15 protein-coding genes and 1 pseudogene are annotated in these 16,248 nt (G+C 67.9%); 9 read left to right on the forward strand and 7 right to left on the reverse strand.

What is annotated here, in order from left to right; translation table 11 throughout:
• Nucleotides 1-35: 35 nt before the first annotated feature.
• On the forward strand, nucleotides 36-863 hold the full coding sequence (gene pyrF, locus DIE21_RS25255; RefSeq protein ID WP_124500256.1) for an orotidine-5'-phosphate decarboxylase: 828 nt from the start codon (nucleotides 36-38) through the stop codon (nucleotides 861-863).
• Between the two features lie 99 nt (nucleotides 864-962).
• Nucleotides 963-1,370, forward strand: a pseudogene (locus DIE21_RS37915) (haloacid dehalogenase-like hydrolase); the annotation flags it as partial.
• A gap of 42 nt (nucleotides 1,371-1,412) precedes the next feature.
• Here DIE21_RS37915 and DIE21_RS25265 read toward each other — a convergent pair.
• The 3 genes from DIE21_RS25265 to thiL are packed head-to-tail and all read right to left on the reverse strand — an operon-like array spanning nucleotide 1,413 to nucleotide 3,513.
• Nucleotides 1,413-1,913, reverse strand: a complete 501-nt coding sequence (locus DIE21_RS25265) for a CinA family protein (protein ID WP_124500257.1) — start codon at nucleotides 1,911-1,913, stop codon at nucleotides 1,413-1,415.
• Nucleotides 1,914-1,943: 30 nt separating this feature from the next.
• Nucleotides 1,944-2,489, reverse strand: a complete 546-nt coding sequence (locus tag DIE21_RS25270) for a phosphatidylglycerophosphatase A (RefSeq protein ID WP_124500258.1) — start codon at nucleotides 2,487-2,489, stop codon at nucleotides 1,944-1,946.
• On the reverse strand, nucleotides 2,479-3,513 hold the full coding sequence (gene thiL / locus DIE21_RS25275; RefSeq protein ID WP_124500259.1) for a thiamine-phosphate kinase: 1,035 nt from the start codon (nucleotides 3,511-3,513) through the stop codon (nucleotides 2,479-2,481). The genes DIE21_RS25270 and thiL overlap by 11 nt, the downstream gene beginning before the upstream one ends.
• A gap of 100 nt (nucleotides 3,514-3,613) precedes the next feature.
• Between thiL and DIE21_RS25280 the strand changes: the two genes are divergently transcribed.
• The 3 genes from DIE21_RS25280 to DIE21_RS25290 all read left to right on the forward strand — a co-directional run bounded on the left by DIE21_RS25280 (nucleotide 3,614) and on the right by DIE21_RS25290 (nucleotide 7,345).
• A complete protein-coding gene (locus DIE21_RS25280) occupies nucleotides 3,614-5,956 on the forward strand; it encodes an NADP-dependent malic enzyme (RefSeq protein WP_409364649.1) in 2,343 nt (780 codons plus the stop codon).
• 377 nt (nucleotides 5,957-6,333) lie between these two features.
• Nucleotides 6,334-6,765 (forward strand): ribonuclease, encoded by a 432-nt coding sequence (locus DIE21_RS25285; RefSeq protein ID WP_006760307.1) that lies wholly within the window; start codon nucleotides 6,334-6,336, stop codon nucleotides 6,763-6,765.
• 16 nt (nucleotides 6,766-6,781) lie between these two features.
• Nucleotides 6,782-7,345: a barstar family protein gene (locus DIE21_RS25290; RefSeq protein WP_124500261.1), complete on the forward strand. Its 564-nt coding sequence runs from the start codon at nucleotides 6,782-6,784 to the stop codon at nucleotides 7,343-7,345.
• Nucleotides 7,346-7,622: 277 nt separating this feature from the next.
• Here DIE21_RS25290 and DIE21_RS25295 read toward each other — a convergent pair whose 3' ends face one another.
• The 3 genes from DIE21_RS25295 to speE form a co-directional block, all read right to left on the reverse strand.
• A complete protein-coding gene (locus DIE21_RS25295; protein WP_124500262.1) occupies nucleotides 7,623-8,390 on the reverse strand; it encodes a 16S rRNA (uracil(1498)-N(3))-methyltransferase in 768 nt (255 codons plus the stop codon).
• Between the two features lie 17 nt (nucleotides 8,391-8,407).
• Complete coding sequence (locus DIE21_RS25300) at nucleotides 8,408-8,824, reverse strand: glyoxalase/bleomycin resistance/extradiol dioxygenase family protein (RefSeq protein WP_124500263.1); 417 nt, start codon at nucleotides 8,822-8,824, stop codon at nucleotides 8,408-8,410.
• Between the two features lie 207 nt (nucleotides 8,825-9,031).
• Nucleotides 9,032-9,889, reverse strand: coding sequence for a polyamine aminopropyltransferase (gene speE / locus DIE21_RS25305; RefSeq protein WP_124500264.1), 858 nt, complete (start codon nucleotides 9,887-9,889; stop codon nucleotides 9,032-9,034).
• Between the two features lie 260 nt (nucleotides 9,890-10,149).
• On the opposite strand from speE, the gene tkt reads away from it, so the two are divergent.
• Both tkt and gap read left to right on the forward strand, forming a co-directional pair.
• A complete protein-coding gene (tkt, locus tag DIE21_RS25310) occupies nucleotides 10,150-12,177 on the forward strand; it encodes a transketolase (RefSeq protein WP_124500265.1) in 2,028 nt (675 codons plus the stop codon).
• An 85-nt stretch (nucleotides 12,178-12,262) separates the two neighbouring features.
• On the forward strand, nucleotides 12,263-13,273 hold the full coding sequence (gap, locus tag DIE21_RS25315; RefSeq protein WP_124500266.1) for a type I glyceraldehyde-3-phosphate dehydrogenase: 1,011 nt from the start codon (nucleotides 12,263-12,265) through the stop codon (nucleotides 13,271-13,273).
• Nucleotides 13,274-13,352: 79 nt separating this feature from the next.
• Here the strand turns inward: gap and DIE21_RS25320 are convergent, their stop codons facing one another.
• Entirely contained in the window at nucleotides 13,353-14,243 is an 891-nt protein-coding gene (locus DIE21_RS25320; RefSeq protein ID WP_124500267.1) for a LysR substrate-binding domain-containing protein, read from the reverse strand.
• 149 nt (nucleotides 14,244-14,392) lie between these two features.
• Between DIE21_RS25320 and DIE21_RS25325 the strand changes: the two genes are divergently transcribed.
• The gene (locus DIE21_RS25325) at nucleotides 14,393-15,166 is read left to right on the forward strand and encodes an SDR family NAD(P)-dependent oxidoreductase (protein ID WP_124500268.1); all 774 of its coding nucleotides are present in this window, start codon (nucleotides 14,393-14,395) and stop codon (nucleotides 15,164-15,166) included.
• A 16-nt stretch (nucleotides 15,167-15,182) separates the two neighbouring features.
• Nucleotides 15,183-16,241, forward strand: a complete 1,059-nt coding sequence (locus DIE21_RS25330) for an L-idonate 5-dehydrogenase (RefSeq protein ID WP_124500269.1) — start codon at nucleotides 15,183-15,185, stop codon at nucleotides 16,239-16,241.
• The last annotated feature ends 7 nt before the right edge of the window (nucleotides 16,242-16,248 follow it).

Here is a 16,248-nt window from a genome sequence, read left to right on the forward strand (position 1 = left end):
CGCGGTCTACCAACGGTTTGCCGCGAGTATCCGCCATGTCTTCCCCGCTTACTTTCATCGAATCGCTGCGCGCCGCGTGGCAGCGCACGAATTCGCTGCTGTGCGTCGGCCTCGATCCCGAGCCGTCGCGCTTTCCCGTGCAGTTCGACGGCCAACCCGACGCGATCTTCGAATTCTGCCGGCAGATCGTCGACGCGACCGCGCAGTATGCGAGCGCGTTCAAGCCGCAGATCGCCTACTTCGCCGCGCATCGCGCGGAAGACCAGCTCGAGCGCCTGATCGCGCACATCCACCTCCAGCATCCGGGCCTGCCCGTGATCCTCGACGCGAAGCGCGGCGACATCGGCAGCACCGCGGAGCAGTACGCGCGCGAGGCGTTCGAGCGCTATCGCGCGGATGCGGTCACCGTGAACCCGTACATGGGCTACGACTCGGTCGAGCCGTACTTCGAGCATGAAGGCAAGGGCGTGATCGTGCTGTGCCGCACGTCGAACCCGGGCGGCTCGGACCTGCAGTTCCTCGACACCAACGGCCGGCCGCTGTACCAGGTCGTCGCCGACCTCGCGGCGAACCAGTGGAATGCGAGGAACGGCCAGCTCGGCCTGGTGGTCGGCGCGACCTTCCCGAAGGAAATCGAGATCGTGCGCGGGATCGTCGGCGACATGCCGCTGCTGATTCCCGGCATCGGCGCGCAGGGCGGCGACGTGCAGGCGACCGTCAATGCGGGCCGCACCGCCGACGGCACCGGGATGATGATCAACTCGTCGCGCGCGATCCTGTACGCGAGCAACGGCGAGGATTTTGCCGAAGCCGCGGCGCTCGCCGCGCAGAAGACGCGCGACACGATCAACTCGCATCGCTGAAATATGGGTCGCCCGTCGGGGCGGCCCGCTCCGGCAGGCCCGCGAGCGCGGGCCGCCTTGTCCGTTGTTCCCCTCCGCTTTTGTCTCCGCCTGTTGCGGACGACGCTGCTGCGCAACCCGGCGACGGGCGCGTTGACGACGTCGCGGCTGCAGATCAAGGCCGGCAAGTACGACGAGGCCGCGAACCGCGATCTCGTGATCACGCCGTTCCCGATGAACCCGATGACGTGGTACGAAGGCAAGCTCGGCTCGATCGCGGGCTGGATCGACCAGTGGAAGAAGCCGGTGCTCGTCGCGGGCGACACGCCGAAATCGGACGGCTACATGCTGCTGAATGCAACCGACGTCGCGCGCGGCGGCGTGCGCGTGTGGGTGAACAAGAAGGACAGGCAGATGGCCCGGATCCGCGCGTGGTCGGACGAATCGGCCGCGCGGCAGAAGGCGCTCGGCCTGCCGGTCACGGCGGACAGGAACTGGATCGTCGTGAAGCCCGACGCGATCCAGTAAGCGGGGAGGGGCGCCGGCCGCCGCTGCCGGTGCGCCGGTGGATCAGCCCTCGCGCTCGTCGAGCAGCTTCAGCAGCCCGCGCAGCGCATGCGTGGCCGCCTGTGTGCGGATCTGCTCGCGGTCGCCCTTGAACACGAGCGTCTCGACGTCGGTATGCAGCCGGTTGCTCCATGCGAACGACACCGTGCCGACCGGCTTCTTCTCGCTGCCGCCCGCCGGGCCGGCGATGCCGGTGACGGACAGCGCGACCTGCGCGCGGCTGTTGCGCAGCGCGCCTTCGGCCATTGCGCGCGCGACCGGCTCGCTGACGGCGCCGTGCTTCTCGATCAGGTCGGACGGCACGCCGATCATCTCGGTCTTGGCCTGGTTCGAATAGGTGACGAAGCCGCGCTCGAACCACTGGCTGCTGCCGGAGATGTCGGTGATCGCGGCGGCGATCATGCCGCCCGTGCAGGATTCGGCGATGGCGAGCGACAGGTGCTCGTCACGCAGCTTGTTGCCTGCGCGGATCGCAAGCTGGTGGACGACGGAATCGGTTGGCATGCGCGTCGGGAAACGGGAGTCGGAAAACGGTCAGCCGATGACGGAGCGCCACAGGGCGATCACGAGCAGCGTCATGAACGCGGCGATCAGGTCGTCGACCATGATGCCGAGCCCGCCTTTCACGCGACGGTCGAAATAGCGGATCGGCGGCGGCTTGAGCATGTCGAAGAAGCGGAACACGACGAATGCCCACAATTGGCCGATGAAGGTCGCGGGCGTGACGAACAGCATCACGAGCCAGATCGCGACGATTTCGTCCCAGACGACGGCGCCCGGATCGGCGGTGCTCATCTTGCGTGCGGTGAAGCCGGTGATCCACGTGCCGGCGACGAACCCGAGCGCGATCAGCGCCCACCATTCGGGCACCGTCAGGTAGCGGTTGAGCACGACGAACGTCAGCCACCCGAACAGCGAGCCGAACGTGCCGGGCATGAACGGCGCGAGCCCGCTGCCGAAGCCGAGCGACACGATGTGCGCCGGGTGCGACAGCATGAAGCGCGCGGTGGCGCGCTGCGGCACTTTCCGGGCGGCGCCGGGCGCGGCCGCGGTTTGCGCGGTCGTCGGGTCAGTCTGCATGGAAGTGGTCGAAACCGTGCAACGTGAGAGTCAGGGGCGCGCCGGCGGCGTCGCGCCACGCGATCGCGGGCTGCTCCGACGGCGAGGGCAACGCATGTATTGTACCGATTCGCGTGACGCGAACGCCGGCGCTCGCGCCGGCCGCGTCGACCGCCGCGCGGGCCGTGGCCGGCGCGGTGAAGCACAGTTCGTAGTCGTCGCCGCCGGCCAGCGTGCAGCGTCGCTGCACGTCGGGCGGCAGCGTCGCGAGCGCGGCCGAGCGCGGCACCGCGTCCGCGTCGATGTCGGCGCGCACGTTCGAGCGGGTCAGGATGTGCCGCAGGTCGCCGGCGAGGCCGTCCGAGATGTCGAGCGCCGCGTGCGCGACGCCCGCGAGCGCGAGCCCGAGCGCGATGCGCGGCTCGGGGCGCTCGAGCGCCTGCCGGAACGCGGCAGCTTCGGCCGCGCCGGCGCTCCATTCGCCGCGCGCGAGCCCGAGCCCCGCGCGGGCGTCGCCGAGCGTGCCGGACACCCACACGTCGTCGCCGTCGCGCGCGGCATCGCGCCGCAGCGCCGCGTCCGGCGCGACTTCACCGAACACGGTCACGCACAGGTTCAGCGGCCCGCTCGTCGTGTCGCCGCCGATCAGCTCGCAGCCGAATCGCTCGGCGAGCGCGAACAGCCCGTTGCTGAACGCCTCGAGCCACGCGGCATCGGCGCGCGGCAGCGCGCACGCGAGCGTGAACGCACGTGGCTCGGCACCCATCGCCGCGAGATCCGACAGGTTGACCGCGAGCGTCTTGTGGCCGAGCGCGTCGGGCGCGACGTCGGCGAAGAAATGGCGGCCTTCGACCAGCATGTCCGTCGAAATGGCCAGCAATTTTCCGGATCGAGGCGCGATCAGCGCGCAATCGTCACCGATGCCGAGCGTCGACGCACGCGCCCCCCGGGCCGCGCGGCGCGCGAAGAAGCGATCGATCAGCGAAAACTCGGACAAGGCGGCTGGCACGGCGGACGGACCCGGAAGCGATGAAAGGAACGGCATTGTACGCAGCGAACGGCGCCGTTCCTGCACCGTTCAGCCCATTTTTGTCGCGGCTGTTGCACCCGAATCGCCGGTCTGGCGGCCGATGATTGGCGCTACAATGCCGTCGAACAGTTATTCTAATCCGCCCGTCACGAGACACATGTCCACCCAAGCCTCCTCCAAAGCCAAGCTCCGCGAAGCCGCGCTCGACTATCACGAATTCCCGACGCCCGGGAAAATCGCGATCGCCCCGACCAAGCAGATGATCAACCAGCGCGACCTCGCGCTCGCGTACTCGCCGGGTGTGGCGTATGCGTGCGAGGAGATCGTCGAGAACCCGCTCAACGCGGCGCGCTTCACCGCGCGCAGCAACCTGGTCGGCGTCGTCACCAACGGCACGGCGGTGCTCGGGCTCGGCAACATCGGCCCGCTCGCGTCGAAGCCGGTGATGGAAGGCAAGGCCGTGCTGTTCAAGAAGTTCGCCGGCATCGACGTGTTCGACATCGAACTGAACGAGTCGGACCCGCACAAGCTGGTCGACGTGATCGCCGCGCTGGAGCCGACCTTCGGTGGGATCAACCTGGAAGACATCAAGGCGCCGGACTGCTTCATCGTCGAGCGCGAAGCGCGCAAGCGGATGAAGATTCCGGTGTTCCACGACGACCAGCACGGCACCGCGATCGTCGTGGCCGCGGCCGTCACGAACGGGCTGAAGGTCGTCAACAAGGACATCAAGAAGGTCAAGCTCGTCGCGTCCGGCGCAGGCGCGGCCGCGCTCGCGTGTCTCGACCTGCTCGTCGACATCGGCCTGCCGCTCGAGAACATCACGGTGACCGACCTGGCCGGCGTGGTCTACAAGGGCCGCACCGAGCTGATGGATCCGGACAAGGAGCGTTTCGCCCGCGAAACCGAAGCGCGGACGCTGGCCGAAGTGATCGACGGCGCGGACATCTTCCTCGGGCTGTCGGCCGCGGGCGTGCTGAAGCAGGAGATGGTGAAGGGCATGGCCGAGCGCCCGCTGATCCTGGCGCTCGCGAACCCGACGCCGGAAATCCTGCCGGAACTGGCGCTCGAAGTGCGCCCGGACGCCGTGCTGGCGACTGGCCGGACCGACTATCCGAACCAGGTCAACAACGTCCTGTGCTTCCCGTTCATCTTCCGCGGCGCGCTCGACGTCGGCGCGACGACGATCACGCGTGAAATGGAGATCGCGGCCGTCAATGCGATCGCCGAACTCGCGCAGCACGAGCAGAGCGACATCGTCGCGACCGCGTACGGCATCCAGGATCTGTCGTTCGGGCCCGAATACCTGATTCCGAAGCCGTTCGATCCGCGCCTGATCGTCAAGATCGCGCCGGCCGTCGCGCAGGCCGCGATGGACGGCGGTGTCGCGACGCGCCCGATCGAGGACATGGAGGCGTACCGCGTTCACCTCCAGCAGTTCGTGTACCACAGCGGCACGACGATGAAGCCGATCTTCCAGATCGCGCGCGCCGCTCAGGAAGAGAAGAAGCGCGTCGTGTTCGCGGAAGGCGAGGAAGAGCGCGTGCTGCGCGCCGTTCAGATCATCGTCGACGAGAAGCTCGCGAAGCCGATCCTGATCGGCCGTCCGTCGGTGATCGAGCACCGTATCCAGCGCTACGGCCTGCGCCTCACGCCGGGCACGGACTTCACGGTCGTCAACACCGAGCACGACGAGCGCTACCGCGACTTCTGGCAGACGTACTACAAGATGATGGCGCGCAAGGGCATCAGCGAGCAGCTCGCGCGCGTCGAGATGCGCCGCCGCACGACGCTGATCGGCTCGATGCTGGTGAAGAAGGGCGAAGCCGACGGGATGATCTGCGGCACGATCAGCACCACGCACCGCCACCTGCACTTCATCGACCAGGTGATCGGCAAGCGCCCGGGCTGCAGCGTGTACGCGGCAATGAACGGCCTGGTGCTGCCGGGCCGCCAGATCTTCCTGGTCGACACGCACGTGAACGTCGATCCGACCCCGGAGCAGCTCGCCGAGATCACGATCATGGCCGCGGAAGAAGTGCGCCGGTTCGGCATCGAGCCGAAGGTCGCGCTGCTATCGCACTCGAATTTCGGCACGAGCAACGCACCCTCGGCGCAGAAGATGCGCGATACGCTCGCGATCCTGCAGGAACGTGCGCCGGAACTGAAGGTTGACGGCGAAATGCACGGCGACGTCGCGCTCGACGCGGCGCTGCGCAAGGAAATCCTGCCGGAATCGACGCTGGAAGGTGACGCGAACCTGCTGATCCTGCCGAACATCGACGCCGCGAACATCGCGTACAACCTGCTGAAGACGGCCGCCGGCAACAACATCGCGATCGGGCCGATCCTGCTGGGCGCGGCTCAGCCGGTGCACGTGCTGACCGAATCGGCGACGGTTCGCCGCATCGTCAACATGGCGGCGCTGCTGGTCGCCGACGTGAACGCCGCACGCTGAGCCGGAACGAACGCGCGGTGCCGGTCGAGCCGGTGCCGCGCGTCGGGCGAAATTGTAAACAAAAGCAAAAAGAGGCGTGCCCGCAATGGGCACGCCGCGGGCAGGGCGCAAACGCGCTTCCCATAAGCAACAGCAGCATCTCTCCACTCCGGGTAGCGAGCGCGGCAAGGAGGCAGGGTCTTGCCATACGAGAGATGCCGCTCGTATTTTATCTCATGTAAGATAAATGTAGTCTTGTTTCGGTAAAAAATGCGCGATTCGGTGCCGGGCCGGCCTTTCGATTCCCAAACGAACATTGATTCGCGCGGACAATAGCGCTACGCTAACGCCTTTGGTTGGTCGTCAACTACTTGATTTAACAGCGGGAACCCTGGTTCATGGCACGCAAGTGGCTCCGCAACGGCGCGCTCGCGTCCGTCTTCGCGATGTTCGCGATGGGTATCGTCGGTACGCCGACGGGCAGTCTGGTTTCCGCCGCTTACGCACGGCAGGCCGTTTCGGCCGACCTGGCCGTCGGTGGGGTCGATACGATCCCGACCGCCCGTCTGCCGCGCGAGGCCGTGACCACGCTTGGCCTGATCGGCGCCGGTGGCCCCTATCCGTACGAGAAGGACGGCGTCGTCTTCGGCAACCGCGAGCGGATCCTGCCGAAGGCGAAGCGCGGCTACTACCACGAGTACACGGTGCCGACGCCGCGCGCACGCAATCGCGGCGCGCGCCGGATCGTCTGTGGCGGGCCATTGCGCCGGATCGACAACTGTTATTACACGGACGACCACTACAACAGTTTTAAACGTATTGTTGAATGACTTCGGGATGAACGGCATGAGCGACTCCATCTACGCGCACGACACGGCGGCGGCGGAACTGTTCGCGGCCGGCGACGGCAATCTGTTTCAGCGCGTGATGCAACTACACGCGGCGGCACAGGCCGGCGGCGCGGCGGAGCAACAGGAAGCCGAGCCCGGGCTTTCATCGAACGAGGAGCCTATGAGCCTTTTCACGACCGTGCGACCCAACCTCGTGCAGTCGATCCGCGCGTTCCGCGTGCAGGATCTCGCCGACGAAGCCGGCCGGCTCGGCCAGCATTTCCTGTACGCGTATTGCGGCGCCGCGCAGTCGAAGCAGGAGGTGATGGAGACGATCGCGACGTCGTTCCTGTTTCCGAAGCATTTCGGGAAGAACTACGACGCGCTGTACGACTGCCTGACCGACCTCGTCGCGAAGGCCGGCGCGCAGCCCGGTTTCGTGATCGTCCTCGAAGGGTTGCCGATCGCGCAGAAGTTCGACAAGGAAGGGCGCGAGACGCTGCTCGACGTGTTCCGCGAAGCCGCCGAGTTCTGGGCCGAGCGCAAGGTCGCGTTCCGCGTGTTCTATTCGTTCGCGTAAGCGCGAATCGCGCGTATCCATTGGCCGCGCGCCTGCGGCCGATCTGCCGAAAAGCCCGCGTCAAGCGGGTTTTTTTGCGTCCGCGCGACGCGGACGGGCCGGTGCGGGACGTCGCTCGCCGACACCGGCCTGTCATCGGACGCCTTTTTTCGAGGCAATCCCGGTCGGCCCGGCTGCCGCAGCGGTCGCGCCGGGTGCATGAAACAAACCTTCGAGAGAAGGCCGTTTTCCCATGAATACGCGCCGTGCCACCGCGTGCCACGGCGCGTCGATCTCATCACCATCCGCCCCAGCGCGCCGCGAGCGCCGCCAGCACGGCCGCACCGGCGGTCTCGGTGCGCAGCACGCGGGGCCCGAGCGACAACGCAGTGAACCCGTGTGCGCGGGCCGCGTTTTCCTCGTCCGGCGACAGCCCGCCCTCCGGCCCGATCAGCAGCGTGACGGCTGCCGCGGGCGGCGCGTCGGGCAGCGATGCGAACGGGATGCTCGCGCGCGGCGACAGCAGCAACCGCAACTCACCGCCGGCCGGCGCGGCCGGCAGCGTATCGAGCCACGCGCCGAAGCCCCGTACCGCCGCGACCTCGGGCACGCGGTTGCGCCCGCATTGTTCGCACGACGCGCGCACGACGCCGCGCCAGTGCGCGACGCGTTTGTCCGCGCGCTCGCCCGACAGTTTCACGACGCCGCGCGCGGTCGACAGCGGCACGACCGCCGCGACGCCGAGCTCGACGGCTTTCTCGATCACCCAGTCCATCTTGTCGCCGCCGGCGATGCCTTGCGCGAGCGTCACGCGATAGGGCGGCTCGGCCTCGGCCGGGTCGAACGCTTCGATCTGCGCGAGCGCGTTGCGCTTGTCGATCTCGACGAGCCGCGCGCGGTACTGGCCGCCGCTGCCGTCGAACAGCGCGAGCGTGTCGCCGGGCTGCAGCCGCAGCACTTGCGCGTGACGCGCGACGTCGGCCGGCAGCGTGAGCGTCGCATCGGCGTGCAGCGCCGCTTCGACGAAAAAGCGCGGCACGGCCGCGGTGGTGGTGGCTTCATTCATGCTTGATGCGGCTCCGTTCATGCGACCAGGCGGCGTCCGAGCGCCCAGCGGTAGCCGTCGAGATCCTCGATCTGCGCGAAGCGGTCGCCCCAGAACTGGTCCTGCGGCGCGGTCAGCGACTTCGCGCCTGCGTCGAGCGCGCGCTGCCAGGTCGCGTCGACGTCGTCGACATACAGATAGAACGACTGCGGGGCGGTTGCGTGCGCACTCTTCGGCGTAAGGGCGATCGAGCCGAACGCGCCTTCGGGCGCGAACATCACGATCAGCTGCCCGCGATAGGTCATCTCGACGTGCATGATCGCGCCGTCCTCGTCGTGGACGTCGCGCAGCTCGAAGCCGAATGCGGCCTGGAAGAACTCGATGGCAGCCTGCGCATTGCGCACGGCCAGATAAGGCGTCAACCAAGGCACGTTGGCCGGACGTGGATCGGTCATGAAATCTCCTGTCGAACAGTGTTGGCGCTTGAGCGGCTACGCCGGTCCCATGCCTTGCGGTCGGCGGATAGCGGCGCCCGGGGTTCGGTCCCGCGCCGTGCCGCGGCTACGTCGGCGGGCCCCTGTATCGTCCCGGGCCTGTGCGTCGCGGGTCGAGCGACGGAGAAGGCGCGGCCAACCCGCCGAACGAGGCGTTCGCCCGGAAGCTCAGCGGCGAGCGCCCAGTGTATCGCGCAGCGCGCGCGGCAGGGCAAAGAGGGCCGCATGAAGCCGCGCATCGTAGTAGCGCAAGCCCTGCACGCGGCGTGCGGCGAGCCGTTCGTCGATGTCGTGCGCAAACAGCGCGGCCGCATCGAGCGTGTCGCTCGCGATCGCCATCAGCCATTGGGATCCGTACAGCGGCACGTGCGCGGACAGCGGATCGACGACCGCGAAGCTCGCGCGCAGGTCGTCGAGCAGCGCGGCGATGCGCGCCGTGTGGAACACCGGCGAGCCGAGATGCATCGAGATCGCGCCGCACGGTGTGAGGATCCGCTTGAGCCGCGCGTAGAACTCGCGCGTATAGAGGCCGGCCGCCGGCGAATCGGGCGGCGTGAGGTCGAACACGACGAGATCGAAATGCTCGACGGTCGACGCGACGAAATGCGCGGCGTCGCCGATCACGACCTCGACGCGCGGGTCGTCGAGCGCGCCCTGGTGCACGTCGTCGAGATAGCGGCGCGCCATGCCGACCACTTCGTCGTCGAGCTCCGCGACGACGATCCGCTCGATGCACGCGTGCTTGAGCAGCTGGCGCGCGGCGCCGCCGTCGCCGCCGCCGAGCACGAGCGCCTTGCGCGGGCACGGATGCGCGAGCGCGGCCGGGTGCGTCATGCACTCGTGGTACACGTATTCGTCGCCGACCGACGTCATCGGCCGGCCGTCCAGCGTGAACAGGCGGCCGAGCTGCGGGGTTTCCCAGACCTCGATGTGCTGATGCGGCGACGCGACGTGCGCGAGCCGGCGCGCGTTCGGGAAGCCGTACGCGGCGTCGGGAGTGGGATGGAAGAGAAGGGTCGTGTTCACGGGCGGGCCGCTCGGGGCAGGCAGTTCCGACGTCTGAATTATAGGAGGCGCGCGGTTTGGCGGAAAACCGTGCCGGAACACTACGCGCCGACAAGGGAAATGTCAGCCCATCTGTTAAAATGACGAGCTTTGCAGCCTCGTCCGTAGGCTCCGTCCGCTTCGCGTCCGTCAGGCGCCGCACCGCGCGCCGGGAACGATCGACGCCCGAGCTTCCGGATGCCGCCGTGCCCCGTTTCCTCGACTCGTTCTCCGGACTCGACATGACGACTTCGTCTCCCGCCTCCACCACCCTGATGGCCAACGCGATCCGTGCGCTCGCGATGGACGCCGTCCAGCAAGCGAACTCCGGCCACCCCGGCATGCCGATGGGCATGGCCGAAATCGGCGTTGCGCTCTGGTCGCGCCATCTGAAGCACAACCCGACGAACCCGCACTGGGCGGATCGCGACCGTTTCGTGCTGTCGAATGGCCATGGCTCGATGCTGCTGTACTCGCTGCTGCACCTGACCGGCTACGACCTGCCGATGGAAGAGCTGAAGAACTTCCGCCAGCTGCACTCGAAGACGCCGGGGCACCCGGAATACGGCATCACGCCGGGCGTCGAGACGACCACCGGCCCGCTCGGCCAGGGTCTCGCGAACGCGGTCGGCATGGCGCTCGGCGAAGCGCTGCTGGCCGACGAGTTCAACCGCGACGGCGCGAAGATCGTCGATCACCACACGTACGTGTTCCTCGGCGACGGCTGCCTGATGGAAGGCATCTCGCACGAAGCCTGCTCGCTCGCGGGCACGCTGAAGCTGAACAAGCTGATCGCGCTGTACGACGACAACGGCATCTCGATCGACGGCGACGTCGTGAACTGGTTCCACGACGACACGCCGAAGCGCTTCGAGGCGTACGGCTGGAACGTGATCCCGAACGTGAACGGCCATGACGTCGACGCGGTCGACGCGGCGATCGCGAAGGCGAAGCTGTCGGACAAGCCGACGCTGATCTGTTGCAAGACGGTGATCGGCCAGGGCGCGGCGACCAAGGCGGGCGGTCACGACGTGCACGGCGCGGCGCTCGGCGCGGAAGAAATCGCGAAGACGCGCGAAGCGCTCGGCTGGAAGTGGGAGCCGTTCGTGATTCCGCAGGAAGTCTATGTGGCATGGGACGCGAAGGAAGCCGGCAAGCGTGCCGAGACCGAATGGGATGCGACGTTCGCCGCATATCGCGCGAAATTCCCGGCAGAAGCCGCTGAATTCGAGCGCCGGATGGCCAACAAGCTGCCGGCCGACTGGGCCGAGAAGGCCGCGGCGATCATCGCCGGCGCGAACGAGCGCGCCGAGACGGTTGCGACCCGCAAGGCGTCGCAGCAGGCGATCGAAGGGCTGGCCGCCGCACTGCCGGAACTGCTCGGCGGCTCGGCCGACCTGACCGGTTCGAACCTGACCAACTGGAAGGCGTCGAAGGCGGTGCGCGCGAATCCGGAAGGCGCGGGCGTGCTGCTCGGCAATCACATCAACTACGGCGTGCGCGAATTCGGCATGAGCGCCGCGATCAACGGCCTCGCGCTGCACGGCGGCCACAAGCCGTTCGGCGGCACGTTCCTGACGTTCTCCGACTACAGCCGCAACGCGCTGCGCGTCGCGGCGCTGATGAAGGTCCCGTCGATCTTCGTGTTCACGCACGATTCGATCGGCCTCGGCGAAGACGGCCCGACGCACCAGTCGATCGAGCACGTGTCGAGCCTGCGCCTGATCCCGAACCACGACGTGTGGCGTCCGGCCGACACGGTCGAGACGGTCGTCGCATGGACGCACGCGGTTGCCGCCGACCTTCCGTCGAGCCTGATCTTCAGCCGCCAGAACCTCGCGTTCAACCCGCGCACCGATGCGCAGATCGCGAACGTCGCGAAGGGCGGCTACGTGCTGAAGGACTGGGACGAAGAGATCGTCGCGCGCAAGATCATCCTGATCGCGACGGGCTCGGAAGTCGAGCTCGCGATGAAGGCCGTCGCGCCGCTCGCGCAGCAGGGTATCGCGGCCCGCGTCGTGTCGATGCCGTCGACCAACGTGTTCGACCGCCAGGACGCCGAATACCGCGAACGCGTGCTGCCGCACGGCGTGCGCCGCGTCGCGATCGAAGCGGGCGTGACCGCGTTCTGGCACAAGTACGTCGGCCTCGAAGGCGGCGTCGTCGGGATCGACACGTTCGGCGAATCGGCACCGGCCGGCGTGCTGTTCAAGTACTTCGGCTTCACCGTCGAGCACGTCGTCGAGACCGCGAAGGCCGTGCTGGCCTAAAAGCATTCGCGACGCGCGCCATGCCGCGCGCGTCGCACCGTGAAGCTGCACGAAACGAATTTTTTCAGCCATCAGGAGATAGACCATGACGATCCGCGTCGCAATCAACGGCTACGGCCGTATCGGCCGCAACACGCTGCGCGCGTTCTATGAAAACGGCAAGAAGCACGATCTCGAGATCGTCGCGATCAACGACCTGGGCGACGCGAAGACCAACGCGCACCTGACCCAGTACGACACCGCGCACGGCAAGTTCCCGGGCGAAGTGTCGGTCGACGGCGACTACCTCGTCGTGAACGGCGACAAGATCCGCGTGCTGGCCAACCGCAACCCGGCGGAACTGCCGTGGGGCGAGCTCGGCGTCGACGTCGTGATGGAATGCACGGGCTTCTTCACGACGAAGGAAAAGGCGAGCGCGCACCTGAAGGGCGGCGCGAAGAAGGTGATCATCTCGGCGCCGGGCGGCAAGGACGTCGACGCGACGATCGTCTACGGCGTGAACCACGACGTGCTGAAGGCCGAGCACACCGTCATCTCGAACGCATCGTGCACGACGAACTGCCTCGCGCCGCTCGTCAAGCCGCTGAACGACCGGATCGGCCTCGAAACCGGCCTGATGACGACGATCCACGCGTACACGAACGACCAGGTGCTGACGGACGTCTACCACGAAGACCTGCGCCGCGCGCGTTCGGCCACGCACAGCCAGATCCCGACGAAGACGGGCGCTGCATCGGCCGTCGGCCTCGTGCTGCCGGAACTGAACGGCAAGCTCGACGGCTACGCGATCCGCGTCCCGACGATCAACGTGTCGATCGTCGACCTGTCGTTCATCGCGAAGCGCGACACGACGGTCGAGGAAGTCAACGCGATCATGAAGGAAGCATCGGAAGGCGCGCTGAAGGGCATCCTCGGCTACAACGACGCACCGCTGGTGTCGATCGACTTCAACCACAACCCGGCTTCGTCGACGTTCGACGCAACGCTGACCAAGGTGTCGGGCCGCCTCGTCAAGGTGTCGAGCTGGTACGACAACGAGTGGGGTTTCTCGAACCGCATGCTGGATACGGCAGTCGCATTCGCGAACGCGAAGTAATCCCGCACGTCGTGCGGCCGCCGCGAGGCGGCCCGCGCGGCGAACGAGCCCGGCCCGGTTTATTTACCGGCCGGGTTTTTTATTGCCCGGCGTTCGCCGTCACGTGTTCGAGCGCGTCGACGAACGCGCGTTTCAGCGGGCTGTCGAAGTCGGTCCACGCGAGCCCGATGCCGGTGCGGTGGCCGGCCAGGTCGAGCGGCCGCGCGAGCACGTTCGGCGGCAGTGCGCTCGCGGCTTGCGCCGGGATCAGCCCGATGCCCATCCCGGCCGCGACGAGCGCGAGCATCGTCGTGAATTCCCCGAATTCCTGCCCGATCTCGAGCGTCGTGCCCGCACGGCTCAGCGCGAGCAGCATGTCGTCGTGAAAGCCGGGCGCGTAGCGGCGCGCGAGCACGAACGCGGGCTGGCCGCGCAACGCGGCCGGCGCGATCGTGGCGTGCGCGGCGAGGGGATGGTCGAGCGGCAGCGCGACGACGAAGCCTTCCTCGAGCACCACGCGCGTGCCGATGCCCGCATACGCGGCGGGCAGCCGGATCATCCCGAAATCGATGCGCCGGTCGCGCAGTGCGGCGACCTGGTCGGGCGTCGGCAAATCCTTCAGTTCGACCGTGATCAGCGGATAGCGCTCGCGCATCGTGCGCAGCACGGCCGGCAGCAGCGCCGGCAGCACCGACGACACGAACGCGATGCGCAGCGTGCCGATCTCGCCGCGGCTCGACAGCCGCGCCATCTGCTCCGCGCGCGCGGCCTGCTGCAGCGTCGCCCGTGCTTCGGGCAGGAATACGCGCCCCGTGTCGCTGAGTTCGACCTTGTGGCGGTCGCGCTCGAACAGCCGTGCGCCGAGCGCTTCCTCGAGCGCCTTGATCTGCATGCTCAGCGCGGACTGCACGATGAACAGGCGCTGCGCGGCGCGCCCGAAATGCAGCTCTTCCGCGAGTGTGACGAAGGCGCGCAATTGCTTGAGTTCCATGATGGGCGGCCGGCGGCGAACGGTGATCGGATTTCATGATAACCGGATCAAAAAAGACCATTGGCGCGCCCCCGGCCGAGCGCCGAAGATACCCTCGACGCGAGACCGGCCGCGACCGGCGGCCGGCTCGATGGCACGAGGAGACATGCATGAGCAACGCGCTTGACCGGTTCCGCCTGGACGGCCGCCGCGCACTGATCACGGGTTCCGGACGCGGGATCGGGCTGACGCTCGCCCGCGGGCTCGCGCAAGCCGGTGCGGCAATCGTGATCAACGATCGCAATGAGGAGAAGGCCGCGACGCTCGCGCGCCATTTCCGCGAGGAAGGCTTCGCGGCCGACTACGCAGTGTTCGACGTCGCCGAGCACGCGCAGGTGCGCGCGGCGATCGACGATTTCGAGGCGCGCGTCGGCGCGATCGACATCCTCGTGAACAACGCGGGCATCCAGCGCCGCGCGCCGCTCGATGCATTCGATCCGGACGACTGGCACGCGCTGATGCGCGTGAATCTCGACGGTGTGTTCAACGTCGCGCAGGCGGTGGCGCGCCACATGATCACGCGCGGCCGCGGCAAGATCATCAATATCTGCTCGGTGCAGAGCGAACTCGCACGGCCGACGATCGCGCCGTATGCGGCGACGAAGGGCGCGGTGCGGATGCTGACGAAAGGGATGTGCGCCGACTGGGCGCGTCACGGCATCCAGGCGAACGGCCTCGCGCCCGGCTATTTCGAGACCGAACTGAATCGCGCGCTGGTCGACGACGCGGCGTTCTCCGACTGGCTGTGCAAGCGCACGCCGGCCGGACGCTGGGGGCGCGTCGACGAGCTGTGCGGCGCGGCGATCTTCCTCGCGTCGGCCGCATCCGATTTCGTGAACGGCCAGACGCTGTTCGTCGACGGCGGGCTGACCAGCGCCGTCTAGGGAAGGGAGGAACGTCATGCGTATGCGTTGCATGTGTCTCGTGATCCATGGGCCGAACGACTTGCGGCTCGAAGAGCAGGACGCGGGCGAGATCGGCCCGGGACAGGTGCGTGTCGATGTCGCGATGGGCGGCATCTGCGGCTCCGACCTGCATTACTTCCGGCATGGCGGCTTCGGCGCGATCCGGCTGCAGCAGCCGATGGTGCTCGGCCATGAAGTGGCCGGCACGGTCGCGGCGGTCGCGCCGGACGTGACGTCGGTGAAGGTCGGCGATCGCGTCGCGGTGAATCCGAGCCGCCCGTGCGGCGCGTGCCGCTACTGCCTCGAAGGGTTGCCGAACCAGTGTCTCGACATGCGCTTCTACGGCAGCGCGATGCGCATGCCGCACGTGCAGGGCGCGTTTCGCAACGCGCTCGTGTGCGACGCCGCGCAGTGCGTGAAGGTGGCGGACCATGTGCCGCTGTCGCTCGCGGCGCTCGCCGAGCCGTTCGCGGTCGGGCTGCACGCGGTATCGCGCGCGGGCCCGCTGATCGGCCGGCGCGTGCTCGTGTCGGGGTGCGGGCCGATCGGTGTGCTGGCGGTCGCGGCGGCGCGCGTGCACGGCGCGGCGGAGATCGTCGCAACCGACGTGGTCGATGCGCCGCTCGAGGTTGCTCGCGCGCTCGGCGCCGACCGCACGATCAACGCGGCGACCGACGGCGGCTGGGTCGCGCGCCACGGCGCCGACAAGGGCACGTTCGACGTGATGATCGAGTGTTCGGGCAATGCGCGCGCGCTGCGCGACGGCCTCGACGTGATGCGGCCGCGCGGCGTCGTCGTGCAGCTCGGGCTCGGCGGCGACGTCAGCCTGCCGCAGAACGTCGTGGTCGCGAAGGAACTGTCGATCTGCGGCTCGTTCCGCTTCCATGCGGAATTCGCGCTCGCGGTGCAGCTGATCAATGCGGAGCGCGTCGACCTGCGCCCGGCCGTGACGGGCGTGTTTCCGATGCGCGACGCGAACCACGCGTTCGAGCTGGCCGGCGACCGGCAGCGCGCGATGAAGGTGCTGATCGATTTCGCGGACGAGGGCGCATGATTATCCG

This window comes from Burkholderia sp. Bp9140, assembly GCF_003853425.1.
Lineage (GTDB): Bacteria > Pseudomonadota > Gammaproteobacteria > Burkholderiales > Burkholderiaceae > Burkholderia.